At 51.8% G+C, this 26,025-nt stretch carries 32 protein-coding genes and 1 tRNA gene; 16 read left to right on the top strand and 17 right to left on the bottom strand.

The features are described 5' to 3' along the window. Nucleotides 1–9: 9 nt before the first annotated feature. Both HXY31_RS00310 and HXY31_RS00305 read right to left on the bottom strand, forming a co-directional pair. Nucleotides 10–273 carry a hypothetical protein gene (locus HXY31_RS00310; RefSeq protein WP_292638280.1) on the bottom strand — a complete coding sequence of 88 codons (264 nt, stop codon included), beginning with the start codon at nucleotides 271–273 and terminating at the stop codon, nucleotides 10–12. Between the two features lie 38 nt (nucleotides 274–311). Next, nucleotides 312–908 (bottom strand): hypothetical protein, encoded by a 597-nt coding sequence (locus HXY31_RS00305; RefSeq protein ID WP_292638278.1) that lies wholly within the window; start codon nucleotides 906–908, stop codon nucleotides 312–314. Between the two features lie 79 nt (nucleotides 909–987). Between HXY31_RS00305 and HXY31_RS00300 the strand changes: the two genes are divergently transcribed. Then, complete coding sequence (locus HXY31_RS00300) at nucleotides 988–1,179, top strand: hypothetical protein (RefSeq protein WP_292638275.1); 192 nt, start codon at nucleotides 988–990, stop codon at nucleotides 1,177–1,179. Here HXY31_RS00300 and HXY31_RS00295 read toward each other — a convergent pair. Beyond that, entirely contained in the window at nucleotides 1,176–1,343 is a 168-nt protein-coding gene (locus tag HXY31_RS00295; protein WP_292638273.1) for a hypothetical protein, read from the bottom strand. The two genes, HXY31_RS00300 and HXY31_RS00295, sit on opposite strands and share 4 nt — an antisense overlap. Before the next feature lie 24 nt (nucleotides 1,344–1,367). On the opposite strand from HXY31_RS00295, the gene HXY31_RS00290 reads away from it, so the two are divergent. Together HXY31_RS00290 and HXY31_RS00285 are read left to right on the top strand one after the other, a co-directional pair. Further along, nucleotides 1,368–2,219, top strand: coding sequence for a methyltransferase domain-containing protein (locus tag HXY31_RS00290; protein WP_366933049.1), 852 nt, complete (start codon nucleotides 1,368–1,370; stop codon nucleotides 2,217–2,219). 44 nt (nucleotides 2,220–2,263) lie between these two features. Next, a complete protein-coding gene (locus HXY31_RS00285; protein WP_292638270.1) occupies nucleotides 2,264–2,665 on the top strand; it encodes a VOC family protein in 402 nt (133 codons plus the stop codon). Here the strand turns inward: HXY31_RS00285 and HXY31_RS00280 are convergent. Continuing rightward, the gene (locus tag HXY31_RS00280; protein WP_292638267.1) at nucleotides 2,662–3,636 is read right to left on the bottom strand and encodes a class I SAM-dependent methyltransferase; all 975 of its coding nucleotides are present in this window, start codon (nucleotides 3,634–3,636) and stop codon (nucleotides 2,662–2,664) included. The genes HXY31_RS00285 and HXY31_RS00280 overlap by 4 nt on opposite strands. A gap of 25 nt (nucleotides 3,637–3,661) precedes the next feature. Then, nucleotides 3,662–5,101 (bottom strand): FAD-binding oxidoreductase, encoded by a 1,440-nt coding sequence (locus HXY31_RS00275; RefSeq protein ID WP_292638265.1) that lies wholly within the window; start codon nucleotides 5,099–5,101, stop codon nucleotides 3,662–3,664. 67 nt (nucleotides 5,102–5,168) lie between these two features. Between HXY31_RS00275 and HXY31_RS00270 the strand changes: the two genes are divergently transcribed. Further along, on the top strand, nucleotides 5,169–5,402 hold the full coding sequence (locus HXY31_RS00270; RefSeq protein ID WP_292638262.1) for a hypothetical protein: 234 nt from the start codon (nucleotides 5,169–5,171) through the stop codon (nucleotides 5,400–5,402). 3 nt (nucleotides 5,403–5,405) lie between these two features. Here HXY31_RS00270 and HXY31_RS00265 read toward each other — a convergent pair whose 3' ends face one another. Then, on the bottom strand, nucleotides 5,406–5,990 hold the full coding sequence (locus tag HXY31_RS00265; protein WP_292638260.1) for a hypothetical protein: 585 nt from the start codon (nucleotides 5,988–5,990) through the stop codon (nucleotides 5,406–5,408). Between the two features lie 107 nt (nucleotides 5,991–6,097). Between HXY31_RS00265 and HXY31_RS00260 the strand changes: the two genes are divergently transcribed. After that, nucleotides 6,098–6,238, top strand: coding sequence for a hypothetical protein (locus tag HXY31_RS00260; protein WP_292638257.1), 141 nt, complete (start codon nucleotides 6,098–6,100; stop codon nucleotides 6,236–6,238). Nucleotides 6,239–6,303: 65 nt separating this feature from the next. Here HXY31_RS00260 and HXY31_RS00255 read toward each other — a convergent pair whose 3' ends face one another. Both HXY31_RS00255 and HXY31_RS00250 read right to left on the bottom strand, forming a co-directional pair. Next, complete coding sequence (locus HXY31_RS00255; protein ID WP_292638255.1) at nucleotides 6,304–6,804, bottom strand: GTP-dependent dephospho-CoA kinase family protein; 501 nt, start codon at nucleotides 6,802–6,804, stop codon at nucleotides 6,304–6,306. 24 nt (nucleotides 6,805–6,828) lie between these two features. Continuing rightward, entirely contained in the window at nucleotides 6,829–7,932 is a 1,104-nt protein-coding gene (locus HXY31_RS00250; protein ID WP_292638253.1) for an Mrp/NBP35 family ATP-binding protein, read from the bottom strand. A 151-nt stretch (nucleotides 7,933–8,083) separates the two neighbouring features. Between HXY31_RS00250 and HXY31_RS00245 the strand changes: the two genes are divergently transcribed. Genes HXY31_RS00245 through nadC form a run of 3 tightly spaced genes read left to right on the top strand, consistent with a single transcriptional unit; the run spans nucleotide 8,084 to nucleotide 9,720 of the window. After that, on the top strand, nucleotides 8,084–8,677 hold the full coding sequence (locus HXY31_RS00245; protein WP_292638251.1) for a DNA-directed RNA polymerase: 594 nt from the start codon (nucleotides 8,084–8,086) through the stop codon (nucleotides 8,675–8,677). Continuing rightward, on the top strand, nucleotides 8,678–8,866 hold the full coding sequence (gene spt4 / locus HXY31_RS00240) for a transcription elongation factor subunit Spt4 (RefSeq protein WP_292638249.1): 189 nt from the start codon (nucleotides 8,678–8,680) through the stop codon (nucleotides 8,864–8,866). It abuts the gene before it with no gap. Nucleotides 8,867–8,871: 5 nt separating this feature from the next. Continuing rightward, nucleotides 8,872–9,720, top strand: coding sequence for a carboxylating nicotinate-nucleotide diphosphorylase (gene nadC / locus HXY31_RS00235; protein ID WP_292638247.1), 849 nt, complete (start codon nucleotides 8,872–8,874; stop codon nucleotides 9,718–9,720). A 2-nt stretch (nucleotides 9,721–9,722) separates the two neighbouring features. Here nadC and HXY31_RS00230 read toward each other — a convergent pair whose 3' ends face one another. Further along, a complete protein-coding gene (locus HXY31_RS00230; RefSeq protein WP_292638245.1) occupies nucleotides 9,723–10,340 on the bottom strand; it encodes a hypothetical protein in 618 nt (205 codons plus the stop codon). A 59-nt stretch (nucleotides 10,341–10,399) separates the two neighbouring features. Beyond that, nucleotides 10,400–11,350 (bottom strand): quinolinate synthase NadA, encoded by a 951-nt coding sequence (nadA, locus tag HXY31_RS00225; RefSeq protein ID WP_292638244.1) that lies wholly within the window; start codon nucleotides 11,348–11,350, stop codon nucleotides 10,400–10,402. A 166-nt stretch (nucleotides 11,351–11,516) separates the two neighbouring features. On the opposite strand from nadA, the gene HXY31_RS00220 reads away from it, so the two are divergent. The 4 genes from HXY31_RS00220 to HXY31_RS00205 all read left to right on the top strand — a co-directional run bounded on the left by HXY31_RS00220 (nucleotide 11,517) and on the right by HXY31_RS00205 (nucleotide 13,339). Continuing rightward, entirely contained in the window at nucleotides 11,517–11,699 is a 183-nt protein-coding gene (locus HXY31_RS00220) for a 30S ribosomal protein S30e (RefSeq protein ID WP_292638242.1), read from the top strand. A 34-nt stretch (nucleotides 11,700–11,733) separates the two neighbouring features. Continuing rightward, entirely contained in the window at nucleotides 11,734–12,546 is an 813-nt protein-coding gene (locus HXY31_RS00215; RefSeq protein ID WP_292638239.1) for an aspartate dehydrogenase, read from the top strand. A 91-nt stretch (nucleotides 12,547–12,637) separates the two neighbouring features. Further along, nucleotides 12,638–12,847, top strand: coding sequence for a TRAM domain-containing protein (locus tag HXY31_RS00210; protein WP_292638237.1), 210 nt, complete (start codon nucleotides 12,638–12,640; stop codon nucleotides 12,845–12,847). A gap of 90 nt (nucleotides 12,848–12,937) precedes the next feature. Continuing rightward, nucleotides 12,938–13,339 carry a cupredoxin domain-containing protein gene (locus HXY31_RS00205; protein ID WP_292638235.1) on the top strand — a complete coding sequence of 134 codons (402 nt, stop codon included), beginning with the start codon at nucleotides 12,938–12,940 and terminating at the stop codon, nucleotides 13,337–13,339. Here the strand turns inward: HXY31_RS00205 and HXY31_RS00200 are convergent. Further along, the gene (locus tag HXY31_RS00200; protein WP_292638232.1) at nucleotides 13,336–14,457 is read right to left on the bottom strand and encodes a GTP-binding protein; all 1,122 of its coding nucleotides are present in this window, start codon (nucleotides 14,455–14,457) and stop codon (nucleotides 13,336–13,338) included. The two genes, HXY31_RS00205 and HXY31_RS00200, sit on opposite strands and share 4 nt — an antisense overlap. Nucleotides 14,458–14,496: 39 nt before the next feature. Continuing rightward, complete coding sequence (locus HXY31_RS00195; RefSeq protein ID WP_292638230.1) at nucleotides 14,497–15,963, bottom strand: zinc ribbon domain-containing protein; 1,467 nt, start codon at nucleotides 15,961–15,963, stop codon at nucleotides 14,497–14,499. Between the two features lie 361 nt (nucleotides 15,964–16,324). Here HXY31_RS00195 and HXY31_RS00190 point away from each other — a divergent pair. The 3 genes from HXY31_RS00190 to HXY31_RS00180 all read left to right on the top strand — a co-directional run bounded on the left by HXY31_RS00190 (nucleotide 16,325) and on the right by HXY31_RS00180 (nucleotide 18,395). Continuing rightward, a tRNA-Glu gene (locus tag HXY31_RS00190) sits at nucleotides 16,325–16,400 on the top strand. 92 nt (nucleotides 16,401–16,492) lie between these two features. Further along, nucleotides 16,493–17,347, top strand: coding sequence for an integrase (locus tag HXY31_RS00185; RefSeq protein WP_292638227.1), 855 nt, complete (start codon nucleotides 16,493–16,495; stop codon nucleotides 17,345–17,347). A 289-nt stretch (nucleotides 17,348–17,636) separates the two neighbouring features. After that, a complete protein-coding gene (locus tag HXY31_RS00180) occupies nucleotides 17,637–18,395 on the top strand; it encodes a hypothetical protein (protein WP_292638226.1) in 759 nt (252 codons plus the stop codon). A gap of 6 nt (nucleotides 18,396–18,401) precedes the next feature. Here HXY31_RS00180 and HXY31_RS00175 read toward each other — a convergent pair whose 3' ends face one another. Both HXY31_RS00175 and HXY31_RS00170 read right to left on the bottom strand, forming a co-directional pair. Then, the gene (locus HXY31_RS00175) at nucleotides 18,402–18,848 is read right to left on the bottom strand and encodes a hypothetical protein (protein ID WP_292638224.1); all 447 of its coding nucleotides are present in this window, start codon (nucleotides 18,846–18,848) and stop codon (nucleotides 18,402–18,404) included. Between the two features lie 54 nt (nucleotides 18,849–18,902). Further along, nucleotides 18,903–19,961, bottom strand: a complete 1,059-nt coding sequence (locus HXY31_RS00170; RefSeq protein ID WP_292638222.1) for an SIR2 family protein — start codon at nucleotides 19,959–19,961, stop codon at nucleotides 18,903–18,905. A 403-nt stretch (nucleotides 19,962–20,364) separates the two neighbouring features. Here HXY31_RS00170 and HXY31_RS00165 point away from each other — a divergent pair, with 403 nt between their 5' ends. After that, on the top strand, nucleotides 20,365–21,021 hold the full coding sequence (locus HXY31_RS00165) for a hypothetical protein (protein ID WP_292638220.1): 657 nt from the start codon (nucleotides 20,365–20,367) through the stop codon (nucleotides 21,019–21,021). Nucleotides 21,022–22,186: 1,165 nt separating this feature from the next. Here HXY31_RS00165 and HXY31_RS00160 read toward each other — a convergent pair. From HXY31_RS00160 to HXY31_RS00150, 3 genes are all read right to left on the bottom strand, one after another. After that, nucleotides 22,187–23,140 carry a Shedu anti-phage system protein SduA domain-containing protein gene (locus HXY31_RS00160; protein WP_292638218.1) on the bottom strand — a complete coding sequence of 318 codons (954 nt, stop codon included), beginning with the start codon at nucleotides 23,138–23,140 and terminating at the stop codon, nucleotides 22,187–22,189. Between the two features lie 96 nt (nucleotides 23,141–23,236). After that, nucleotides 23,237–24,340 (bottom strand): zinc ribbon domain-containing protein, encoded by a 1,104-nt coding sequence (locus HXY31_RS00155; RefSeq protein WP_292638215.1) that lies wholly within the window; start codon nucleotides 24,338–24,340, stop codon nucleotides 23,237–23,239. A 404-nt stretch (nucleotides 24,341–24,744) separates the two neighbouring features. Then, entirely contained in the window at nucleotides 24,745–26,007 is a 1,263-nt protein-coding gene (locus tag HXY31_RS00150) for a hypothetical protein (protein WP_292638212.1), read from the bottom strand. Nucleotides 26,008–26,025: the final 18 nt, after the last annotated feature.

The raw sequence follows: 26,025 nt of genomic DNA, 5'->3' as shown, positions 1-26,025 counted from the left end.
GCCGGCGCGCTAGGAGACTGCCTTTGACTCGCGCCAGCGGCTGTAGCGGATCATGACAATGCCTGCAGCTATCACAAGAAGCGACGACGCAAGAAAGCCCGGGTTTATTATCGACTTCAACTGGTCGGGCGCTGTCGACTGAAAGTTGCAGCTGTCGCCCTCACACTCTTTGACCACCGGGAAGGCAAGCAATACTATCACAAAAACGACCAGCATGGCGACTCCTGCAGTTGACACTATGGCGCCGGCCTTGACAAGAAACCCTGATGGCAAACATAGCGCGTGCGCACAAGCGACAGATATTCTTTGCCTCAGACAAGCTCTGACGCGTCAAGCGTCGCAAACTTAAATGACTCGCTCCCCGTGCGCTTGAACTGGCTGTCAAAGTGCAAAAACGGCCTCCCCTTTTCCACGTGCTGAGTCCAGAGCTTGTGCACCTTGGTGACGTAGACGTCGCGCTTTTTCCCGTTCAGCCGCAAGAGCTCGTGCGCAAGCACGTGCGAGACCTTAGGGCAGTTTTCCTGCGCAAAGTAGGCAAAGCGCTTGGGCTCTGCCTCCGGCTCTTTTGGCCGGCGCCAGAAAATCATGCCAAAGTTCTCTGTCGTGTACCCCTCGGTGTTGCAGTCCGTGAAAAACGGCTTGAAGTAGGCGAGGTAAAAGTGGTACGTGTATTTGCCCCTGTCTTCGTGGTCGCGCAGCAGGTAGGCAAGCGACATCCTGTCAAAGAGCTTGCCAGGTACTATCGGCAAAATGTCTGCTTCAACGGGTATATCTATTCCAAAGAACCTCTTTGCCCACCAGTGGTAAAAGCGGGCCATCGCAGAGACGTACTCCCAGTCCTCTGCCTGCAGGCGCTGCCATTCCTCGTTTCTGGCGACGTAGATGAAAAACAGCTTGTCGGGCAGCACCTGGTACGTGCAAGTGCGAGATGGCCTTAAGAATTTTTGCGACAGGCACGCTTTTTACGCTCAGGACGCATAAGCTGGCGTGGTCAGGCGGCTAAAGATAGACAGGGCAGTCTACCTTGTCGACGACTCTGCCAGGACGTACAGGTTTTTGGAGCGCAACCCCGACTGGCAGAGCCTTGGGAGCGACGAAAACAGAAAGAACAAGAAAAGCATCGACGGCTACACGCGCATATTCAGGGACGGAAGCAGAAAGGTATTCCGTTGCCGCTAGTGCTCATGTAGATGATTTCCGCAGCTGCAGTTGTGCTCGCCCTCGGCCCACTGCGGTTTCACATCAGGCGTGTGGCTCTTGCTCACGTGCTTCATGAGCTTGTAGTCAGAGTCAAACGTCTCGCCGCAGACGTTGCACGTCACAAGGACGCGGAACTCTTTCAATGCGCGATGGTTAATTAGGAAGGAATTAAAACTTTTTGTGGCCTGTCCTACGACCCTGTCAAGTTCAAGCAGACTTTTCGCGACAACTGGAATACTGTCGCGCCCACATACCACGCCGGCTGGGCCAGCGCTGGCAGGGGCCCTTTCAGGTCGACAAAAGAATTAGTCAAAGCTGCAAACATCAGGCGCGACGACTATGTGCTTGACCTTGCATGCGGCACGGGCGCGGTTGCAAAAGAGGCGTCGCAGTTTGTGGGCCCTTCGGGGTTGCTCGTAGGCATAGATTTTGCCAGGGGCCCGCTTGCAATAGCAAGGTCTGAAAACCCGGCCTGCAACTTTGCCGAGATGGACGCCGAGCACATCGGCCTGAGGGCGAGGTTTGACGTCGTCCTGTGCCAGTACGCCCTCATGTTCTTTCCAGAGCCTGAAAAGGTGCTTGTTGCACTAAGAGCACTGCTAAAGCGCGGAGGCAGGCTTGCCGTGGCGGTACACGGCCCTGCAGAAGGCGTCCCTTATTTTAGCACGATAATGGAGCCGGTGCTCAAGCGCATACCGGACATAAGGCCGGCTGGAACGCCAAACGTGCACAGGTTTGGCAGAAAAGAGGATCTAGAGAATGTCATTTCGGCGGCCGGCTTTTCAGAAGTTGCAGTCCGAAATTTCATCTTTGATTACCAGGCCGGCTCGTTTGCGCAGTACTGGTCGGACTACATGTCTACAACTGCAGCTTCCATAAGGTCCAAGATAGAGGCAAGGGGCGCGCAGGTAGTCGAGGAGATAAGAATGGAATCCGAGGAAAGATCCAGGAAATACGCCGACAACGGCTCGATAACGTTCCCGTGGCAGGTCCTCGTGGCGACGGCGGCAAACAGATAAGTTCTTAATTTACCTCTGCAAAACCTCGGCTAGGTGTGAAATAGGTGGCATTCAGAAAAGTCGGCGCGGTGATACTCCTCGTCTCGAACATGGACAAGTCCATAAAGTTCTACAAGGACACGCTGGGACTGCCGCTCAAGCGCAAGTCCAAGGACTGGACCGAATTCTTCAAGGACGGCACTGTGGTCGCGCTCCACCCGGCAAAGAAAAAGAGCATGGTGGGCTCGGGCGCAGGCATGCTTGTAGGATTCATGGTGACCGACATGGACGCAACCGTGAAGGAACTGAAGGCCAAGAAGGTCAAGTTCTTCAAAAAGCCAAAGGAAGAGTCGTTTGGCAAGCACGCAATCATAGAGGACCCTGACGGCCACCTCATCTCGATAGCAGAGATAAAGACCGAGCTTGAAGAGGGCTTTGACATGCTCGGCATGTTCGGGACCGACTAGGGCTTCTCTGCAGTCACGAGGTAGAGCGACCCGCCAAAGTCGGTGAACGCGACCCGGGCAAAGCCGGCTCCTTTCAGGAGCGACGATATTTCCTTTTTTGTCATGAAGGAAAATCCCTGTAGCGCAAAGTCAAGCTGCATGCCCATTATCAGCCGGCTTTCGTCGTCCACTTTTTCAGGCAGTAGGCCTTCCACTATCGCAACCACGCCGCCCTTTTTCAGCGCCCGGAAGCAGTTTGATGCTATCGCCGGCTTGTCTGACGCGGCATAGAGCGACTCGCCGAGATAGACGAGGTCAAACTCGCTTTCAAAGGCCATCTGCTCGCCTGTCTGCCTAAAGATCTCTACCGATTTTCCAGCAGCCATCTCCATCGCCCTGTGCGCGGCTTCAGACGGCTCGACTCCCACAAACGACGAGCGCGGATATTCCTGCAAGAGTTTCTCTATGAATGTGCCTGTGCCGCAGCCGACGTCGAGCACCCTGCAGCCGATGGATAACATCTTATGTAGCCTGCCGCGCTTTGCCGCAGACATGAACGCGTGGTGGTCCCAGTCTGTCGCCTCCACTATCGCGTCAAAGGACGACGCCATTTCGCTGGTCTTGCCGGTCCTTACGAGGTCTTCTAATGAACCATAGTCGAGGCTTCGCAGCGCAAGATAAGAGAACTGGCCGCCGAGGTAAAGCGGGCTCTTTTTCTCAAGCAGTATTTCCTTCATGCGCGCAGGCAGGTAGACCTTTTTGCCCCGGCGCTTCAGAAAGCCAAGTGCCTCTGCCGCAGAGCACCAGGCCCTGACTGCCTTCTGGTCGAGGCTTTTCTGCTCGGCAAGTTTGTCGCTTTCAACAGCGCGATTTGCGATTGCCTCTATCAGCCCTGTCCTGCGCCCGACATGGGCCACCCAGACCCCGTAAAAGCCGACAGAATAGTTCCACAGCCGCTTGAACTCTTTTGGGCGACACTTCCAGCCGGCCATGCAAGTCTAGCCATGCAGCCTGCTCTTAAATGATTGGCACCTTCTTGCCAGGGTTCAAGAGATAGCCAGGGTCGAACAGCTCCTTTACCTGCCTGAAAAGCGCGGTCAGCTTTTTGCCGTACATCATCTTGATATACCCTACGCGCGCAAGCCCGTCGCCATGCTCGCCTGTTATGGTCCCGCCCTTTCTGATTGTCTCTGAGAATATCCTGCGTGCAAGTTTTTCTATCATCTCAGATTCAGACGAGACGTCGACAATCGGCCGGGTGTGCAGGTTGCCGTCGCCGACGTGGCCGTACAGCACGTACTGCAGGCCGTGGTTCCGGTAGGCTGCAAGTATGCTTTCGGTGTGCTCTGCAAGCATCGACGGGTGCACCACGGTGTCTTCTACCAGCCCTATCGGCCTTCGGCTTCCAACCGTCATCTTCATGATGCTGTTCAGTGCGCCCTTGCGCGCAGACCATATTTTTGCAAGGCTCTGCTCGTCTGACGCATATTCTGCAGCCTTGGCAATTCCCTGCATTTTCTGCCTGCACTGCTCCAGCTGCTCCTGCGCTTTTGCGCCGGCAAACTCCACGTAAAGCAGGCTGCCCTTCTCGGCGCTTTTGCTGTGCAAAAACACCGTGTGGTCCAAAAGCTCCAGGGCTACAGGCGAAAACTGCAGTATCGCCGGCGCAGCCCTGACGGCACCTATCACGTCCTCAAAGCCGAGCACGAGAAGGCACCGGCGCTCCGGCAGGTCGAGTATCTTGAACCGGGCCGACGTGACGAGCGCAAGCGTGCCTTCCGAGGCTGCAAGCACTTTGTGCAGCTGGAATCTATCGCGCATGACTGCATCGAGCCTGTAGCCGCACGAGTTCTTGCTCACCTTTGGGTAGCCGTTTCTGACAAGGTCTGAATGCTTGGCAAGCAGGCTTTTCAGAGAAGCCATCCTGCCGTCGCAGCCTGCCGCGCTCGCATGCCCGGCGCTGCCGTCTGCATACACAAGATCGACTGCGTCGACAAAGTCTATCGTGTTGCCGTAGCCAAGGCAGTGCACGCCGCTTGAATTGTCGGCGATCATCCCGCCTATTGTGCAGTAGCTGCTGCTTGCAGGGTCCGGCGGCAGGAACTTGTTCCTCTTTTTCAGCTCCTTGTCAAGCACGGCCTTGACTATGCCGGGCTGTACCACAACATAGTCGTCGCCTGTCTCAAGTATCCTGTTCATGTGCTTTGTAAAGTCAAGCACCAGGCCCCTTGAGAGCGACTGCCCAAGAAGCCCGGTCCCCGCGCCCCGCCCAGTCACGGGCAGCTTTTTTGCAAAAGCGTAGCGCATTATTTCCTGCACATCGTTTGCGTCTTTGGGACACACGACAGCTGCAGGCTCTACTTCATAGTGGCTTGCGTCGACTGAATAGACGCGCCTGCTCCAGTCGTCGGCGAGCACCTCGCCTTTTGCCACGCGCACAAGGTCGTCGGCAAGCAACAGGTAAAGTTGAACTGACCGGAATAATAGTATATGATTAAATATCTCCTGATTCTCTGTAGCGGGTATGATGCAGGCAGAGCACTGCCCGGTTTGCGCCGGCAAGGGCGTTATCGAGCTTACGGACTCACAGTGCCCGTTCTGCAACGGCACCGGCGAGAGCACGAAAGCAGCCGAGAGCTACATGAAGGTGCACATCTGCCAGTGCATATTCTTGGACAGGAAGAACTGCCCCATCTGCGGCAAGCGTTGCCACCACAACACGCCCAATCGCCCAAAGATCCTTATCGCTCCGATGTGAGCGCTATCTTTTGAAATAGTTCACGACAAAGCCTGTGCCGCCGGCTATTGCGCCTGCGACTGTCACCAAAAGCATGGCTGCCACCGGCACGACGAGGGGATTCAGAATCTGTTGCGAGACCTGCTCTATCGTCATTCCATAGCCTCCAAGTTCCACTGGCGTCACGGCAAAGTCGCCGATAAAGCCGGCGTATATCATCAAAAGGCTTGCAGCTGCAACACCGACATTCATCAGAACCAAATGAGACCACGCAAGAGCGTTTGTCACGACTCCCCTGTACGGCCTGCCTGCCCTTGACTCAAAGTGATGGTAAAACTGCGCGCTCAGACCTGTTCCGATGACACCCACTACGAGGTACAGGCCGAGGCCGGCAAGCGCCGTCACTTCACTAAAACCTATTGCAGGTGTTGCAAGCATCATCTCGACCATCTTGAATGGGTAGATGGTGCCTGCGGTAAACGCCGCCAAAAGCGCGGTGAGAATGGCAACGGCGGCGCCCTGGATTATCGCCGCCCATGTAAACCGGCCCGACCACCTGCCGTACTGCTTTTCAGATCTAGTGTCTCGAGGCAGGTGTGCCGGTTCCACGCAGAAAAATAAGCATCATGCGTTATAACGAGTAGGAATTCTCTGCATTGCAGTGCACCGAGGGAAAGGGCACAAAACTTAAAAATCATTCATGCTGTCCGGTCATTGTGAAGCCGGTAACAGACATGGTCTGCACGTTCTGCAACGCCAAGATAGACTACGGCAAGAGCGTGTGCGACGCGTGCGCCAAAAAGTTCAACATCGGCACCTACGATATGAGTAGTGACGGCTGCGGTTGCGACAGCTGATTTTGGGGTCAGAAAGTGGTATATTCAATCACGGGATCATCCAGCCACCACATCATCATACCCCGCTAGTCTTGCATTCCAATCCTGTCCATTAAGTCTTTAGCCTGCTTTCTTTTGGCAGCGGTTATCTCGACTACGACGAGGCCCTCAAGCGGCTGGCCGTACAGCACGACGGAGCCAAGTGGCGCCATCACGAAAAGCGGGAGCGCAAGCATGTCCTCTTCCCCGTCGACAAGAACGCGCACAGGCTTTTTTTCGACAAGCGCGTCCTTTAGCAGGTCGACTGCGCCTTTTGATATGACGCCGGCAGGGTTCGTGCAGCGCATTTCCTTTGCCGGATAATCAGGCGCAGCGCGCGCAGCCCTCCTTTCCCTGCCGTCGATGACCGCGACATCTGGAATGATGCCAAAGCCGGTAAGGCGCTCTGTCGTCGCGTCGCCGACTGTTATCACCTTCTTGGCGCCCTTTACAATGGAAGAAACCTTTTGCCTTGTCACCTGCGCGTCTGGCAAAAGAGTCCCAAACGGCCTTTTGAGCGCCTTTTCGTCCTCCGGCGAGAGGGGCATGCGCTTAGTGCAAGAATCTGGCTATTAAGCTGACGGCTTGGCAGACTCTTGCGACGCCTTTGCCTCGGCCTCTTCCTGGGCGCGCATCTCTGCAGCTATTATGCTTATCCTGCCTGCTATTACCTTGGCTGCCTTGTCAAAGGACTGCGCCTGGAACGACTCTGGCTCTGATAGAACCGTCGGCTTGCCCGTGTCGCTTCCGGCCCTTATCTGCTGGTGCAATGGAATTTCGCCTATGAACGGGATCTTGAAGTCCTCGCTTATCTTTTTGCCGCCGCCCTTGCCGAACAAATAGATCTGCTCGTTGCAGTGCGGGCACTGGAGGAAAGACATGTTCTCGACCACGCCGATTATCGGGACATTGAGCTTGTTGAACATGCCAATCGCCTTGACTGCCACGTTCATGGCAACGTCCTGCGGCGTCGTGACTATGAGGATGCCGGTGATGGGTATGGTCTGCGCTATCGTGAGCGGCGCGTCGCCTGTTCCCGGCGGCAGGTCGATTATGAGATAGTCGAGCTCGCCCCAGTTGACGTCTGTCAAAAACTGCTTGACAATGCCTGAAACTATGGGCCCGCGGTAGATGCCTGCCTGCTGCGACTGCTCGTAGAAAAAGCCCATCGAGATTACTTTCACTCCGGCGACTTCGGGCGGCTGGATCTTGTTGTTCACGACTTCGGGCTGCGCCTTCAGTCCAAGCATCAGAGGCACGCTCGGGCCATAAATGTCGGCGTCAAGCAGTCCCACCTTTGCGCCGGTCTTTGCAAGCGAGAGTGCAAGGTTGACCGAGACCGTGGTCTTGCCGACCCCACCCTTGCCGGAAGCGACGGCCACGATGTTCTTTACGCCCGGCAAAAGCTCGTCGAGGCTGAGCGCCCTGCCTTCCATGACGCGCGCTGTCACTTTCAGTGATAGGTCCTTGACTCCAAGCGACGCAATAGCCGCGCGGACGTCGCGCTCGATGTCGCTGTTAAAGGGGCACGCCGGCGTCGTCAATTCAAGCGTGAAAGCCACCCTGCCGCTGTTTATCGAAAGATCTTTAATCATTCCCATGGAAACGATGTCCTTGTTGAGCTCCGGGTCCACCACTTTTTTCAGAGAACTCAGGACCTGATCAACCGTGACCATTTGTCAAAAATTTGGTTTCACCGTATTTAAATCATGGTCTTAGTACAGCCTTACGTGAGCGGCGATGCTGCAACGCGAACTTGTATAGAAAATTTCAGACTTGTAATCCAAAAGTTCATAAATTGATGTTTCGTTCAAGTTTGCATATATTATGTTTGCCATAGTGCACATGAGTGATGTTGTCAGGATTCCTCCAAACAGGCTGACCAATTCCCTCAAAGATGCCGCTATCCAGATCCTCAAGGAAAAGTACGAGAGCATGCTCTCGCCAGAGGTGGGCTACGTCGTCATGATTACAGACGCCGAGGTGAGCTCGGTTGGCAAGCTGGTGGCAGGCGACGGCGCCACATACCACAAGGTAACGTTCAAGGCGCTCACGTTCTACCCCAAGCTGCAGGAGATTGTCGAAGGCGAGGTCGTCGAGATAACGGACTTTGGCGCGTTTGTAAGGATAGGCCCGACAGACGCACTCTTGCACCTGTCGCAGATAACCGACGACTACCTGAAAAGCGACGTCAAGCAGGGCGTCATCGTGGCAAACCAGTCTTCTCGCACGCTCAAGATAGGCTCGAAGATCCGCGCAAGGATAACCGCAGTCAGCCTCGGCAAGGGCGCAGGCATGGGCAAGATAGGCATAACGTGCAGGCAGCCGTTCCTTGGCGCTTTGGAGTGGATACAGGAAGAGATAAAGAAAGGCAAGGGAGCGGGCCAGCCGGCAGCCGCGCCGAAAAAGGGGGCCAAGTAGTTGGCAAAGGAGAAGGCCTGCAGAAAGTGCAAGGCGCTCACGCAGGGCAAGGTCTGCCCCGTGTGCAAGTCCACCGACCTGAGCCCGGACTGGTCTGGAATCATACTCGTCTTTGACCCAGCCAAGTCGCTTGTCGCAAACACGCTTGAAATAACTGCGCCGGCCAGGTACGCGCTCAAGGTCCAGTAAGCCTGATGGAAAGCCTGGGCTCGTTTCTCGAAGTCCGCAAAGCGCTTGCAAGCTTTTTAGAAGAAGACATTGGCACCGGCGACATCACAAGCGATTCTGTGATACCGGCAGACCTTGCGGCAAGCGCAGAGATTGTATGCAAGACTGACAGCGCGACCGTGTGCGGGCTGGAAGAGGTCGGAGTAATCTTCGACCTGTGCGGGTGCTCTAGCAGGGCGCTTGTAAAGGACGGCTCACGCGCGAGAAAGGGAAAGCGCGTGATGACTGTTTCAGGCAATGCGCGTTCAATATTGAAGGCAGAGCGCGTGGCGCTTAACCTGCTGATGCGGATGAGCGGCATCGCGACAGAGACAAGGGCGCTTGCAGACGCGGCGCGCCCGGTAAAGGTCGCGGCGACCAGAAAGACGGCGCCCGGTCTGCGCTACTTTGACAAGAAGGCAGTCGTCGCAGGGGGAGGGCTGGCGCACAGGATGCGGCTTGACGACATGGTTCTGATAAAGGACAACCACATCGCCCTTGCAGGGTCGCCGCAAGAGTGCGTGAGGCTTGCCAAGGAAAAGGCGGGGACCGCAATCAAGATAGAGTGCGAGGCAAAGAGCGAAAAAGAAGCCATAGAGGCAATCAAAGCGGGCGCCGACATCGTCATGCTCTACAATTTCACGCCTGCGCAGGCTGTCAGGGCAATCAAGGCGATAACAAAGATGGGCCTGCGCAGGAAGGCTCTGATAGAGGTATCCGGCGGTGTGAACTACAAGAACATCAGGCAGTACGCAAGGGCAAGGCCAGACTACATCTCGATGGGCTACATCACACATTCGCCAAGAGCCGTGGACTTTAGCCTGGAAATCCTGTAAGGCTAATCTTTCAGAAGCAGCGGCATAATCATGCCGGCCCCGGATGTCGACGCACCGCCCTGTGCCTGCGGCCCTGCTCCTTGAGGCCCCCCTTGACCCGGCGGAGGCCCTGAAGGCCGGGGCATCGCCGCAGGAAGCGCAAACGCGCCTATCAGAACCAGCGCCACGACGACGCCTGCAAGGATGGCGGTTTTCTGCATGTGCTTTGCTGGCCTGAAACCCGTATCTCTGATCTCCGTCCGCCCCTTTCTCCTGCTTTCATAGACCAGGACGGCTGCTGCAAGACCGACAAAGATCGCCTGGCACACCTCGATGAGTATCGCAGTTGGGTTGCTCGCCGGCCCCGCCCTTCCTGTTATCGGGTTGTCCGGCATCCTTGTTATGACCCACAATGCAATGAACACGACTGTCCCGCCTATCCCGACAGCGTACCAGGGAGCACCCCATCTCCTTATCATTGGGATTATCCAGAACACCTGCGCAATGCCGCCGACGATAAACAGTATCCCCTGGTTGGCGTTAAAGCCGAGGCTGCCGGGCCCCATCATGAGGTGCAGCATGCCTGCAATGGCGGTTGCCGCAGCGGCTGCATAGTAAAGAGCCTTTGCAGGTTCTGTCAAGCGCACGTAGAATTCCTACGCGGCACGATATAAGCGACAGGTAACAGTGTTACTCGTCTTTATGAAATGGCGAGCATCCTGTCTATCGCAAGCCGCGCCTTTTCTGCAGTCTTTGCCGGGACCTTGACCTCAAAGACGTTGTGCGCAAGCGAGTTGTAGACCTTTTCCAGCGTTATCTTTTTCATGTACCTGCACACCGCGTCGTCCTTGACAGGTATGAACTCCTTGTCCGGGTTCTCCTTCTTCATCCTGTAGAGTATGCCGGTCTCAGTTGCGACGACAAACTGCTTTGCGTCAGACGTCCTGGCGTGCTTCATCATGCCCTCTGTCGACAGCACGTGTCCTGTCTTTGCAAGGTCGCCCTTTGCTATGTGGTACATCGTAGACGAGGTGCAGCTGCACTCTGGGTGGACTAGAAAGTCGGCGTTTTTCAAAGTAGCCAGCATCTTGTTGATGTCCTCTGCCTTTATGCCAGCATGGACATGGCACTCGCCGGGCCAGATGTACATGTTCTTGCGCTTTGTGACTTCAGCGACGTAGGCGCCAAGGAACATGTCTGGCAGGAAAAGCACCTTCCTGTCTGCGGGGATGCTGCTTACCACCTTGACTGCGTTTGACGACGTGCAGCAGTAATCTGAAAGCGCCTTGACGTCTGCAGTAGTGTTGACGTAGCTGACAACAACCGCGTCTGGGTGCTCGGCCTTCCATGCGGCTAGCTCGTCGGCGTTTATGGCAGACGCAAGCGAGCATCCTGCCTCAAGGTCTGGGATGAGGACGCGCTTGTCAGGGCAGATTATCGAAGCAGTCTCGGCCATAAAGTGGACGCCGCAGAATACAATCGTGTCTGCCTTTGTGGTCGCCGCGTTTCTTGAAAGCGCAAGCGAGTCGCCGATAAAGTCGGCAACGTCCTGGACTTCCGGCAGCTGGTAGTTGTGCGCCAAAATGACGGCGTTCTTTTCCTTCTTCAGCCGCAGGACCTGTTCTTTAAAATCCATCGCGAGCATTGTCATGGCTGTCTATGTGCAGCATACGATCTATATGCTCTACATTTAAAGTAGTACAATTCAGGATATGCGTGTACGCGATTTCAAAGATGCAGGCAATACTTGCCTCATTTACCGCACGGCTCACGCAATACAATTATAAGCAATCGCACTTGAACAGTGCTGGAGATAAATGCCAACTCACGGATCACTTACAAAGGCAGGCAAGGTCAGGGGCCAGACGCCCAAGGTCCAAGCCAAGCCGCGCTCAAGCAAGATAGCAAGGATGCGCAACAAGGACAACTTTGTCAAGCGCTTCGAGAAAAAGAGGCTGCCGGGACAGAAAAAGCCCGAGCGCCGCGGCGGCAGAAGGTAAGGGTAAAATCCCCCGCCGCCCAAGCTGTTAGCGCATGGCAAAGAGGGTCGGGATTATCGGCTGCGGCACGATAGGCAGCCAGCTTGCGCTAGCAGTAGACTCGGGTCAGGTCAAAAATGCCACGCTTGTCTCGCTTTTTGATGTTGTAAAGGGGAGCGCGCAGAGCCTCAGTTCAAAACTAAAGAGCGCTCCAAAGCCTTTTGACGATTTTGGCAGGTTCATGTCACAGGATTGCGACGTCGTCGTAGAGGCAGCATCGCAGGAAGCGGCAAGGAAATTTGCCAAACCCGTGCTTGACGCAGGGCGCGACCTTCTGGTAATGTCGGTGGGCGCCCTTGCAGACAGGGAACTTTTAGCATCGCTGCAGTCGTCAAAAGGCAGGGTCTACATCCCGACAGGTGCAATTGCAGGGATAGACGCCATCAGGGCAGTCAAGCATCTGCTTGACTCAGTCACGCTCACCACAACAAAGGCGCCAAAGGCGCTTGCAGGAGCGCCATTTTTTGAGACCAGCAGCATCAGGCTTGACGAGATAAAGAAAAGCACGGTCATATACGAAGGGCCTGCTGCTGACGCGGTGAAAAAGTTCCCGGCAAACGTCAACGTCGCCGCGGTTCTGAGCCTTGCAGGCATCGGCTTTGACAGGACAAAGGTAAGGATAGTAGCAGACCCCGCGTACACAACGAACCAGCACGAAATAACGGCGACTGGAAGTTTCGGGAAATTCCAGTTCACAGTAAACAACGTTCCAAGCCCGGGCAACCCGAAGACAAGCTACCTTGCAGTGCTGTCTGCAATCGAGTGCCTCCGGTCGGTCTGCGAAAGCGGCATGAGAATAGGTTCGTAAATTTTTTCATAGTTTATATTTGGATTCCACATGGCTTTTCTTACGTATGAGTTACGGAAGAAGAGATAACTTCGGCCCCAAGCCCGTGGAAATGGGGAAGGAGTACGACGTACAAATCACGGAAATCAGCCGCAAGGGCGACGGAATCGCAAGGATACAAGGTTTTGTCATCTTTGTGAAGGACGGAAAGGTAGGTCAGAACGCCAAGATCCGAGTCACACAGATCGGACCTAGGTTCGCGACTGCCGAGGTCGTAAACGGCGCAGCATCTGCTGAGGCTCCGGCATCCGACAACAACTAGACTACTGCGTTCTGACGAATGCAGTTGCGTTCCTTTTTTGTTTTCCCCTTTTACCAAAAGCATTTAGGTGCATTTGACAAAGCGAGCATAGTGTCTGCCAGGAACAACATCATCGCCATAGTTGCAGTATCCTGCATAGCTGTGGGCTCGCTGTGGGCCTATGGCAACCTGACAAAGGAGACTGAAGAGGCAGACCTCTCTGGCGTCGAGGGCATCCTGCTTGAGGCGCAGAGGAGCACGTTTAACGGCACAAACCCCGACATTTACGTCAGGGTAAACGAGCCGGTCAAGCTCGTAGTTGTGAACAAGGACATCGTGATACACGACCTGCAGATAAAGGACAAGACAGGTGGGATCCTGAACTTTGAGACGGCGCCCCTCAAGTCCGAGCAGCACTTCAACTCTGCAATAGTCGCATACAAGCCGGGCACCTACGAGTATTTCTGCCAGTACCACCCCGACATGCGCGGCAAGATTATAGCAGAACCCTAGAGCGCGCCGGGCGCCTTTACAATCGTCAAAACGTCCTCGTCTGCAAGCGTGTGGTCGAGGCCGACTTTTTGCGCGTCAAACTTGGCTGACTTGCCCCACACCAGCGCGTACTTGAAGTTGCGCGCCATGCTGCGGTGGATCTTGTTGCACACGTCTCCAACCGTGGATCCGCTCTGCATTATCATCGGCTCCTTGTAGTCTGTCTGGCCGCCCTTGGGCCGCATGTAGATGCGGATAAAGTCGAGCTTGTTGTATATCGCCTCCTTTACCGCGTCGATGTTGACGCTTGCGTCTGCCGATATCGGGATAAAGTTGTGCCCTATCTGCGATTGGACCTCCTTGACAAAGCCCTGGTTGACGAGGTCTATCTTGTTCAGAAGCACGAGCGACTTTGAGTACACACGGTTTTCAGAAAGCACGTCTATCAGCTGGTCGTCGGTGAGGCCCGGCTCCCTGATTATTATCCTGCCGTTGTGGATGCCGTACACGCGGGCTATCTCCTTTACCATCCTGTCAGACATCTTGATAGGCACCTGGCAGGCAACTGACAGCCCTCCTGTAGACGTCCTCTCGATCACGACGTCGGGCGGCCGCTCGTCCAGCTTTATCCCGGCCTCCGCAAGCTCCCTCTTTAAAAGCGCCACGTGCTGCGGCTGGAAAACGTCCAGAACGAGCAACACCAAGTCCGCGCCGCGGGCCACTGAAATGACGCGCTTGCCAAAGCCCTTGCCCGATGCTGCGCCTTCGATGATGCCGGGAAGGTCCAGCACCTGGATTTTCGCCCCGCGGTATGACATCATGCCCGGTATCGCAGTCAGCGTCGTAAACTGGTAAGAGGCGACGCGTGATTTTGCGTTTGTAAGCCTGTTCAAAAGCGTCGACTTGCCCACGCTTGGGAGGCCTATGAGGACGACTGTAGCGTCGCCGGCCTTCCTCACGTCAAAGCCGGCGTTCTCGCCGCCTGTGTGGACGGTCCTGCCGTGGATGTTCTCCTCCTGCTCCCTCTTCAGCTTTGCAATCTTGGCCTTCAGGAGCCCGATGTGGAACTCTGTGGCCTTGTTTATCTGGGTCTTGTGTATCTCGTCCTGGATGGCCTTTATCTTCTCGGGGATGCCCATCGGCACTTTACTGTGAGCGAAAAGGCGATAAAAGCATTGTCAGAGCGCCTGTCCGCACTGGTTGCAGAACCGGGAGCCGTCTGGATTTTCGTGCCTGCACCTGCCGCAGACAAAGTTCATCCTTTCCCCGCAGCTGTTGCAGAAAGCCGAGCCTTCAGGGTTGTAAGACTGGCACTTTTTGCACTGGATGCCCTCCGGCTGCGAAGGCAGCGTTGCCGTCTTTTGCGCAGCCGTGCCGGTCGCGCGCGTGTTTTTCTTTGACTGGTCTATCGCAGAGCGCGCCATCTGGGCCATGCCGTCAGGGTCTTCTATGCCTTCAAAGGTGACCATCGGCTTTCCGGCGTGCATGAAAAGGACGTCGCCTATTGTGACGCTTTCTGACTGCCCCGAGCCCTGGCTGTACGAGTACGAATAGTGCCCGCCGCCGGTCCTGCTCCGCGTCTCTCCCTGGTGCTGGAACCGCGACTCGCGCCTCTTGTTGTTGACCACCACTGACTCGACCAGCGGAAGCGAGAGCGAGTTGCACTGGTGCAGCTTAAAGTCGTAGAAAAAGACCCTAAAGTTTGTCAGGGCTTTCACCCACTTGTAGCTGCCAAAGCCTAGCCAGCTAGAGCCGTCGTCCATCCAGAGCACCTGCTCTCCACCGGCAAGGTACAGGGTCCGCGGGTACAGCTTGCTCTTGTGCCACTCGTTGCCCTGACGATATTCAAAGTCTATTGCATCAAAGTACTGGCGCTCGTACAGGCGCATGAAATCTATCTCGTTTACCAGCTCGTCTACCTTGTCGTCGTCGACGTCAAAGGCCACCGAGTTTGGGTTGCCGTCGTCGTAGGAAATCAGGATCTTGCTGTTCTTCTTTGCACCTGTGAAACCCTTTTCGGTCTCCGAGTATTTTTCTACGCTGGTTATGGAGCCCGTCGGGATCTCCAGGTAGAGGTTCTTGCCGTTTACGAAAAGAAGTTTGTTTCCTATCTCTATCGGGATTATGATCAGCTTGTCGGCGCCCCCCTCGTTTCCTCCGCCGTAGGCCTTGATTGAAAAGGCCGGCTTCGGGACCTTGTCCTCGTTTACCATCAGCCTGCCCGGACGAGGTATGTCGAGAGTGTCCTTTAGAGGTGCTGGCGCGTCCTGGCCCAGAGGAGTTGCCGATGAGGATGCAGGTTGCTGGGCGCTTTCCATGTATTCCACTACCGCATACTCGGGCGTAAACACCTCCACGCGCTTGCCCAGCTTTTCAAACAGTTTTTCAAGAAAGCGCCTGTCCGGCTCTTTGTCTGAAAAGTCAAAGGCTTCCACGATGACGCCGTCGTACCTGTCCAAGAGCCGGGCGTGGAACCGGAAGGAGAACCTGTTCTGAAGCCACATTGTCCCAGAATCGCCGTCGATTGTAAAGGTGTCTCTGTCTGCAATCTTGACCTTTGCGTCCACGTCTCTGCACGCCTGCAACAGCGCGTCGTAGGCGGCTTCCTTTGGAGCGTGGACCGTAATCGTGCCCCTAGTGGGCATGATGAACCTCCAAAGGTCTGCCTGTTTGCAAAGGCACAATCAAATGTGTGGACAAGATTATTTCTTTTTCGCCTGCAAAGGCTTTGTAAAAAAAGCCGCCTCTAGATGCCTCTGCCTGCACATTTACAAAGCTAGGGTCGGACTCTGTACCCAATCCGGACAGGTCTCGAACCCTTTTCTACCCGCAGAAAAAATGTTACATCGTGTAACATTTTGAGCACGAAAAAATGATACAATTTTGCAGGAGGGCAAGAGGCAAAAACAATCTCGTGCGCAGAATTAGTTCTTTTAAGGCGGACTTTTTTTACAAAGCCGCCTGCAAAGTTACATTTTTATGAAGAGCGAATTTCACAAGTTCCAAGCTCCGGTGGTGTAGTCCGGTTAAGCATTTCGCCCTCTCAAGGCGGAGATCCCGGGTTCAAATCCCGGCCGGAGCACTTTTCTCTCATTCACACATTCCCAACAATCTGGCCAAGATCGTAGTTTTCCAACCTTACCAAATACAGTAAGCCGCCTTGAACCGTGCTCAATGCTTAACCGGACTACACCACCGGAGAAAGCTGATGAATTCTGGAAGAACTTCAAGACGTATCTGCTACAGAACCAGAATGAAAAGACAGCGTATGATACGTTTTCTTATGCTCGTCGGTATGCTCATGTTCTGGCGGAGACCAACGCTCAGGAGCTTCTGCAGCTGTCTGACGACAAACGCAAACACGCTATGAAGGCATTGGCGGCGCTCTCAAAGTTCATGGGATGCTATGACATGTGGGAGATGCTGAAAGAACGACATCAGCTAAAGTGGTCTAATAGTGACGGACTTGAAGCATTCCATGCCATCATCAATAATGACGCAAATTATAAAGTGATGATGGAGTGGCTCAAAGACGCCTGCTCCAAGATACCTGCTTCCTACGCCAACATGCTTCTCTACGACACACTGACTGGGCTCAGACCGGGTGAAGCGATTATGAGCATCTACTACGTCCAGAACGAGCTCGACAACTATCTGAAGAAGGAGTCGATGGTGCTTGAGCATTATCGGTTCAAGTCCGATTTTATCAGAAGGACAAAGAAGGCATACATCAGCACAGTCGACGACTCGATTATCAATGTGGCTAGAAAGGCAGGAATTCACAGCTATACAGCATTGAGGATGGTGCTTGAAGAACGGGGCCTAGCCATGCATATGGGATACTGTAGGAAAATCTTCTCCACGCATCTCAGGATGTCTGGTATTGAGAGCGAATTAATAGACTTGCTTCAAGGTAGAACACCAAGCACCATCTTCGCTCGTCATTACTTCAGGCCAGATTTTCCAGATGAAATTAAGCGGATCAGGTCTATACTATCACGATTACAGGAAACGATACTCGGCTATTGACGATAGGCTAATAGCCTGCGAATGTAATTCATTATGTCCTTTGACTCTGGAGGCGGTCAGTCTAAACTCGGTATGTATCATACCTCCTCCACATGTCCTACCGCAGCTGAGACTGATCTCCGACCGACTAGCAGTTGTATTCCCAACATTGAAACCGACTGACAGACCGCACATCACCTTAACGGGAGTTGTCGCCTGGCGTGGGAGAATCGAGCCGTGGATAGAAGACTTGCGACGGACCGTGGCGGTTTTCCCAGCTTTCCAAATAGAACCAAGCCCACCAACGAGAATGAATCCTGAGGACGCATGGCGTAAGAAACTACCGGCAAACTTCGGCCTGCCCATTCCAACTACACAGAGGCTTTCCGCTCTGACACGTGCGGTAATAGACGTCACGCATCGTCACTTTCCTGAGCTTGACAAAGAGAGCTTGGGATCGCTTTATGAGCACATCTATCTGGTGGAAAACATCCCAGATCACATACGACCTCTAGTGGCAAAAGAGGCTGAAAAGGTATGGAAGCCCCTCTCCTTCATGGTCGACCGGCTATACGTAATAAATGAGGCAGAACGGCGGACTGTTCCATTATTCCTGTCTCAGAAAATAAACGAGAACTATGACCATCTGCAGCCGGGAGATAAAGAGGGAGAATGGCTACTGGCCGTCTACTTTGCTCACGACAAGCCAATGGAGTCAAAGTTAATGCTGCACAAGCTTGCATTTCTAGTCGATAAAGAAGAAGTCGGTTATCTGCATCATGATTTTGTTCCATATCCAAGAGGCCCGTGGAGTATCGGGCTAGAAGAGAAAGTGCGGCAGTTGGTGAAGGTTGGGCTATTGTATGTTGATGGTCACGTCACAGGGCTTACCGAACTCGGCAAGAAGGTAGCGGGACTGTGCTATACCGGTCTGGACGCCGTGGAGAGGGGAGCGTTGGCAAAGTCTGTGCGAAAACACGGTGGCAAAAACACCAACGAGTTATTGACTTACGTTCACGGCGAGTATCCTGACTGGAAGCGCACTGAGAGAGGCGGTCCTGACGACTAGTCTAGACTATGACCCGTGAGTTTCATCGCCTAACAATTTCCCCGCCATTTTGATGTAGTTTCTGCACTGTAAGTCGACTTCCTGTTCCAGCGCATTGATGTATAATATGGTAAAGAGGTAGTCTTGATAGGCATCAACGTGCATTTCGATCCAGTCTTCACCTTCAGTTGTGTCCGCCTTACCAGCTACTTCCTTTAGTTGGTGTGTTGCGTCTTCTAGTTGCTTGTCGAATAGGTGATGTCTCATTTCATGCAGACCGACGTCAAGTCCGGCAGCCTTTAAGATGTCCAACTTGTCGTATATTCGTGTAAGCGTCCGTCTCGGAGCCTTGAGAAAATCATCTGCAACGGCTTTTTGCACTTCCGCAGCTAGTTGGGAGCTGCCATCTTGTTCATGACCCATTAACTGCCTTAGGCGCTCAAGTGCTCCAGCCTCCTTCGTGAAGTCAGACATTCGATAGTGAAAGAATGATTGACTTCTTATACTTGTATCTTTTGAGAGTCGAGTTCACTTCTGCAAATGCTTGCTAATCTCACTTATTATCTCATGAATTGTCGTCTCTGTCAAGTATTGCTCTACGGGAACGATATTCGGAATAATTCTGTCTTCATGAAGCTGCAGACCATAGAGGTTCCCGAAGACATCTGCTTTGGCGTTTGGCGAGACTACAATCAACCGTCCACTATGCGACAAGAAAGAGCTGAAAACCTCGTTAATGTGGGCATCTCTGAAAGAATAACCTATGACTATGCACACATCGGCTTCATTCATGAAACGTGAGAAGTGTTGGAGTATAGTCTTAAACGGCTCTTTCTCTGCACCATCCTTCGGCGAGATGGTAGGCATTATTGCGATATTCTCCGAAATGTTAGGATCGTTGGTTCTTCTCTCTATTCCAGTCTTCACGATAATACCATCAGAATTTCGTTTCCAATCGAGAGAACCATGCAGTTTGTATAGATATACTGATTTTCTATCATTTTCTCTGTCTTGTTGGAGATATGTGTTGTTCGTCCAAGTATACATACCGAGCCCAGAATCAGGGCCAAAGCCATCAATCAGTTTGAATGCTGCCGAATTCAAAATGCAGAATTGTTCGACAGCTCTATCATAGTTAGTCGTAAAAATGTGCGCTTCTCCAGACTTTCCTACCACAGCGATCAGTCTGGCCATGATTTCCAGCAGAATGCCATTCTTCGTCCTATCCCAAGAATAGTTCTCAAAGATGTCGTCTTCTATTATTTCCTTAACCTCTTTCACTTGTTTTAGAAATGTAGGAAAAGGCACTTGATGACTAGGTGTTTGGATATACGCCGTTCTCTTCTCATCTGAGAGATATTTTATGGCGTGACTATCCCGAAGGCGATCCCATTCATATATCGATTGTAAGACATCTTCGATGTCGTTAAAATGATAGTTATCTAGGAATGAGAAGAGAATGCTCCTAGCGTCAGTCGGCGGGTTATTCGTGCGATATTTGGACTGGAGCTTGTTCTTGATGTCACGAGTTGTAGGTTTGCCGTATGCCACTGACGCTCCCGCACCCAGAAACAGAGCTATTCTCATTGGAGTATACTCGAAGCTGTAATATGCTACCTATAAGATTTCTCTAACATGAGTGAGCGGTCTTCTGATTTGTCAGACGCAATAAAGCGGGCGGACAGAATTCTCTCGACGATGGAAGCAGACATAATCCACTTCAGAGACCACGTTGGCGCAGGCCTGAAGATTGTCAATCCTGATCCGAACTGTAGCCTATGCGCCGCATCAAAACAAAGACAGTCGAAGCTTAGGAACCAAAATAAGAGGAAGCCCTACTGAACCTTGCCTGACGAACTTAGTCGACTACAAAGAAGCGATCCTGATGACTAAGCCGGATTTGATGGATTATGCCGGATTTATTTAAAACGGTCATATTCTGCTAAAAAGCACTAGAGGCTAAATACTCGTCTTGCATAATATGGGTAAAATGGCCTCTGTTTCAAAAGATAAGACACGAAAGATTCTGGCCAGAATCTTGAAACAAAGATACGCCGATTCATACAAGAAAAAAATTGGCAAGGCAGTCAGGAATTGGGACAAGCTCGCAGAGTCCCTGATTCTAGCTGATATCGAACGAGCATATTCCAGAGATTCTGCATTGAGAACTAAGCAATTCAGAGGCCTGCCCAAGAGCACAGTAATGGACAGACTGGCTTCGTCTCCATTTCATTTATTCGACAAAAGAAAACACGGAATGCATCTAAAATGCGAAAGAGACGGATCAGCCAAATTCTCACCGGATGAGAAGGATGAGGCAATTGCCCGGGAGTTGAAAGGACTTCTTGAACACATGAAGGCGTCCCGCAAGGTTCTCGATCTCGTCTTGTCCTTTCTTGGAATGTCGTCGCAAAGCACAGTTGACGAGGTCAAAAGTCGCTTCCAGAGTCTATCTCGCCCTAAGAAGATAAATCTATACGGCAGAATCTATCAACGCATTAAGAAGGAAGGACTGCTCGATCCTAATTATGATTATTACTATATCCACTATGAGAGCGGTTCTGATAGATACTGGCTGTCAGATTTTGCTAGGATTCTATTGAAGAAGGCAAGTGATGAAGAAAGCAAACAATCTACGTTGCGTTAGAACCTCTTCACATTCTTTGCATGGCGCGAATGCGTGCGGAGTTTCGTTCTACAGCAGGGACAAAAATTTTCAGATAGGCCAAAGAATCCGCAATAACAGGTTATACAGCCTTTGAAGTTGTTCTGGCCAGAATAGGAATTACCTTGAAGTGAGGTTCTAGTGGGTATTCGCAGACAAAGATTTTTGCAGCTCATGGAAGATCGCCTGTGGAGAAAAGAATCGGAGTGCTCAGTTCATGCCCCTTCAGTCCACCAAGTAGACGTCAATGACAACCTTTCCGTTCTGCTTCCTTTGCTGAAACTGCACTGCTCCACCGGGACCATCCAGGTGTCTGGCGAGCCTTGTGGCAGTTCGTCCACCGACGGTGGTCAATTTCTGCAAGTTCATTCGACTGGCGCCCTGTGGCAGGGTTGGAGTGCTCAATTCCTCATGTTTTTGACTTGCTGTCATGCCACGGCCAACCTAACACGGTCTATATAAAGCTGTTGCTAAAAACCGCAACACTCAAAGAGGAATCTTTCTATAATACGGAGATAACACGGGACCACCAAAATGCTGAGCAAAGCAGAACTAAAATTCATTGAAGACCTAAAGGCCGACAAAGTCAATAGATATGCTCCCACCTACAGGCGAACTCTGAAGCATAGAATCTTGAAGAAGCACAAGCAATTGACACATGAAGCACTACTCATCGCTGAAGTTCTTGACAAACTTCAGGAATTGTAGTTAGAACAGCCTTGTCTGTTTGCTCTGCCTATTCTTTTTGATTTCATATTCGCTTAGCATTTTACAGAAAAAGCAATCGGGGTCTAATTGGCCAGACCGGATAGCCTTGTCTGTCAAGTGATGAGTGGTATGATACTTCAATCCAAGTCTAATTTCTTCAGCACTGTTCGTCGCAAGAAAAGTCCCTAAAGCAAGGGTCTTGAAATAATCGGGCGGAGGTGAAGGGGTTCGTCCTTCCCGTCTATCCATGTCTTCATACATTCCATCTATTATCCAGTCATACAGACGGCTGGCGCAGCTATCGCAAAGTGGGCCATTCATCATACCCCCTTCTTCAACGAAACCGACATCAACATTGCATCGAGGCTCCTTATCAAAAGCTATGAAACACCGAGCACACGTGTGCGATTCTGCCGTCGTAGAGTCCATACCATATCACCTATTTTTTCTGCACTTTCCGTTTTCCTATCCTTTTGACGAATTCACTTGCTTGGTCGTAGATATCATCGTATGTCAATATTTGGAAGTGATTGAAGTAATAGTTCAGCGTCTTTATCGCCTTTCCATAGTCTTCGCGCCTACCGATAACGATTATCCCCTTTGGCTTATGTAGGACGACACCATATCGTTTCAAAAGGCCGGGAGCCCAATCATCTGCGGCTTCCAAATAGTCAATCATCTGTGAAATAGCATTCTTTAGTTCCTGAGAAATCGGTGTCTTCCTCGAAGGTGCGACTGTAGGCAGCAACGTCTGATCTTCAGAAGGCTTTTCATCAAACAGATTCACTTTGGGCTGCTTCAGCTCGATTATGTCATAGAATGTGTCGTATCTCTGTAGAAGAAAATCGAACCTAGTGCCGGGTAATTCAAATTGCGAGAAGCCACGTAACTGAGTCTCGATATACTCCATGCCAAACATCCAGACATGATTCTCCAAGAACTCCTGCAATTCCTGTTCCTTCTTGGAATTCTTCATGAGACGTTTGAATTCGGCCAGATGCTCTTTGTAGGTTGGCAGTTCTAGGCTCATCTGAGTCTCACGGAGCTCCGAGAGAACTTTTGTCATTTCCTGAATACGCTCTTTGTCTTTGATACGAGCTTGTCTGAGGCTAGTGACTTCATCTGTGAATTTTTGATATAGACTCTCCAAACCTTTCTGCCATCCAAGTTCCTGAGCTCCTAGTTGAAGAACCTCTATCATGCTTGCCAAGTCTTCAGCAGACTTGATACTATATGCCTGTTTGAAGCGTCGCAGACGTAGATACTTCTCTTTAGTTTCCTTCTTCTCAGCGACGATTAGCTCTGCCCAAGTGGTATTAGATTTGATGGGAATCGTTTTCAAGACATTATTAACGGAAATCCATGGTATCTCTTCAGCGGGCTTTGTCGCCAATATACCCGCTTACTGTCATCAGGCTTAAAGCCATTACGCATACATGAGAATCTTCTATAATATTCTCACAAGGTTTGCCAAAATTCTTGACACGCACTATCCTAAGGTGAATCCGCAGCTGTTACAGAATTTAGAGTTCTCTGGGTTGTTATTACCGCACTTTGAACAGATGAATTGAAGCTTCGCACCACAGTTATTGCAGAAGTTCGAACCTTTAGCAACTGAGTTCTTACAAGATGGACAGATGATCTGTTCTACTACAGTGGATTGCGTTGCAGCAGGAATCTCGACCATAGTCTCTCCTTGTGTGGGGGTCTCCTTTTCAGTTGACTTGGCTCTCTTCTCCAGTTCTTTGTATGCCTCTTTGATATCTTTCACAGCAGCTTTGGCCAGTCTCGCTAATCCATGAGGATCAGCAACGGGGCCAAATGTGACGATGGGTTTTCCATCTGCTATGAATGAGACTTTGCCTACAGTATGACTTGTTCCGCTTGAGCTTCCAGAATACACACCGGCACCATATCTGCCACGACTATACATTCCACCGCTATTTGACTCTGAAACACGATGTTGGTCAGTAACGATCACTTCATCAACACCAGGGAGGAAAATCCTGCCACAGTCATGCTCTTGGAAATCGTAGACGAAAGCTCGGAAAGTCGTAATGGCTGCGAATAGGTCGGCTTGCTTGTTGATGATACCTTTTGTCTGAATGTGGGACCAAAGTAGGGTTTCTCCTTCAGCCAGAACTGGCGCTCTAACAGGAACTTTTGTAGACGTAAGTTCACCTTTGTTGTAATAGAAGATTTCGATGGTCTTCCAGTAGTCTTTTTCAAGAGCTCTAAAAATCGTAATTTGATTCAAAATTTCGTTTATCTCCTTATCTTTAACATTGACTCTCACCTCTCCAGCCATTCTTCCCTGCGAAGCAGATGTAATTCTGAGCCACAAGTCTTCTGACTTTTTGAAGCGACCTTTTGTTTCGGTCACTGCTTCTACCTGACACTCAGAAAGGCGGCTTGAAAAAAGTGCCGCGCCGTCCTTCCGTTCCACTTGGATGAGATTGCCAAGTTCAATTGGATAAATTACTAACTTGTTTGCTCCTTTGATCTCTTCATTCCGCTCGTCTAGGGCTTCATCGATAGAATATTCTAGTTTCTTCACGAGCTTCTGATCGATAATCAGACGACCTTGCGACATCTTCTAAGAGAGTAGAAAAGTGATACATAAGTTTATTCTATCTCATTTTAGCGACGTTTTATGAGCAGAACTCCACCATCTTCAGGAATATCGATCTAGCTTCCTCAACTTCCATGTCGTCAACCTGCTCATCAGTCAGTTTCAGACATCTTCGTAATACCAAGCCCATCGTAGTGAGTAGCTCCTGATTTATAGCACGAAATTGCTCCAAGAGAATTTCTTTCTCTTTACTGTTGGTATAGTGCTCTATGTCATAGAAGAGCTTCGACAGCTCTTTTCGTCGATCCTGTATCCCTAGTGCTTCTTGTCGAGTAAGCCGTTCATACATCGTGTATTTATGACGACTTTCAGTGTGGACTACGTCCCATGTCTGAGGAATATCAGAAGAGAAGATGAAGGGCATCTCAGAACCCCGTGAATCCCAACTGCTTCAGATTCTCTTTGATGGCCATTCTGACTTTGTCGACGAGCTCTTCTCCTGAGACGTCTCCGTAGACATTCACGGTAATCGATGGTGTCGAACCTCCCCCGCGACTTACTTGTGAAGCAGGAGTTACGTTCACGAACTCTCCACGATGAGCCAAGAAGTGTGTGTCTCTGTCGAGCTTTCCGCTGAAGCCGGTGGCCGCAGAAATCGTCGGGATCGCTGTAAACGCCAGAGGACTGAAGCCTACCTTCGGAAGCTTGATTCCCGTCCATTCTGCGGCACGATTTATGGCTTCGATTATTGCATTGACTGCCGATATGACAGCACTGACGGCGGTATTGATACCATCAACGAGTGCCTGACCGCCGGCGTTAACTAGACCAATCATGCCGTTCCAGAAGGCCAGAAACCCTGTTTGAATTCCTGACCATACAGTAGTTAGAGTCTCCTGAATGCTTGTCCAGATACTCTCAAAAACAGGGCGGAAAGTCGAGTCCAGCCACGATAGAGACGACTGGAAGGCGGCTGTAATCTCGTCCCAGTGTTCTATCAGTAGAGGGATGGCTATTGACAGGCCGATGATGATTAGACCTATCGGGCCAAGTGCCGCCCAGATTGAACGAAGTGCGGCTCCGAAAGTCCTAGCTCCAGCTGCTCCGATAGCACCGGCAGGACCAACACCAAGCAGGCCAGCCTTAAAGGCGCTCAGTTGTGGACCGAGCTTTGTCAGCATCTGTGTAGCACCGCCAAAGCCAATCGCAAGAGTCGATACCAAGTTTATGACATTCGTTATCCTGCTCTGAAATTCTTCTGATGCCAGCTCCTCCTGCTGTGCCTTCAGGACGTTAAGTCGTTCTTGGAGCTCCGATATCGTTTGCTGATCAGCACCACGCTTTACGGCGTCTGCAAGCTGGGCAGTTGTGCGCTCGATTTCTGCTCTCACTTCGACGAGTTGTGAGCTTGTTCTTCCAAAAGCGACTGAAGCAATAGACCACGCCGTGGTCACGGCCAGAGCGCCACGGGCTATCGAGCCGACACTTGACATTATTTTGGCAGCGGTAGATAGCGTGCTGTGCGATTGACGCCAAGCTTGTTCATTCAGCCTAACGACTCTTGTCTGGGTGTTGACTTGCGTTCCAAGCTCTCTGATTTCTTCTTTGAGCTCCTTCGTGACGGGCTTTCCTGCCTTCAACTCAGAATTGATCTCTTTGAGACGATTCCTTACGCCTTCAGCGCCCAACTGCTGGACTCTATAAGC

Source organism: Nitrososphaera sp., assembly GCF_013388945.1.
Lineage (GTDB): Archaea > Thermoproteota > Nitrososphaeria > Nitrososphaerales > Nitrososphaeraceae > Nitrososphaera.
The sequence above is the reverse complement of the archived record's forward strand: the minus strand, read 5'-3'. Positions and strand labels throughout refer to the sequence as shown.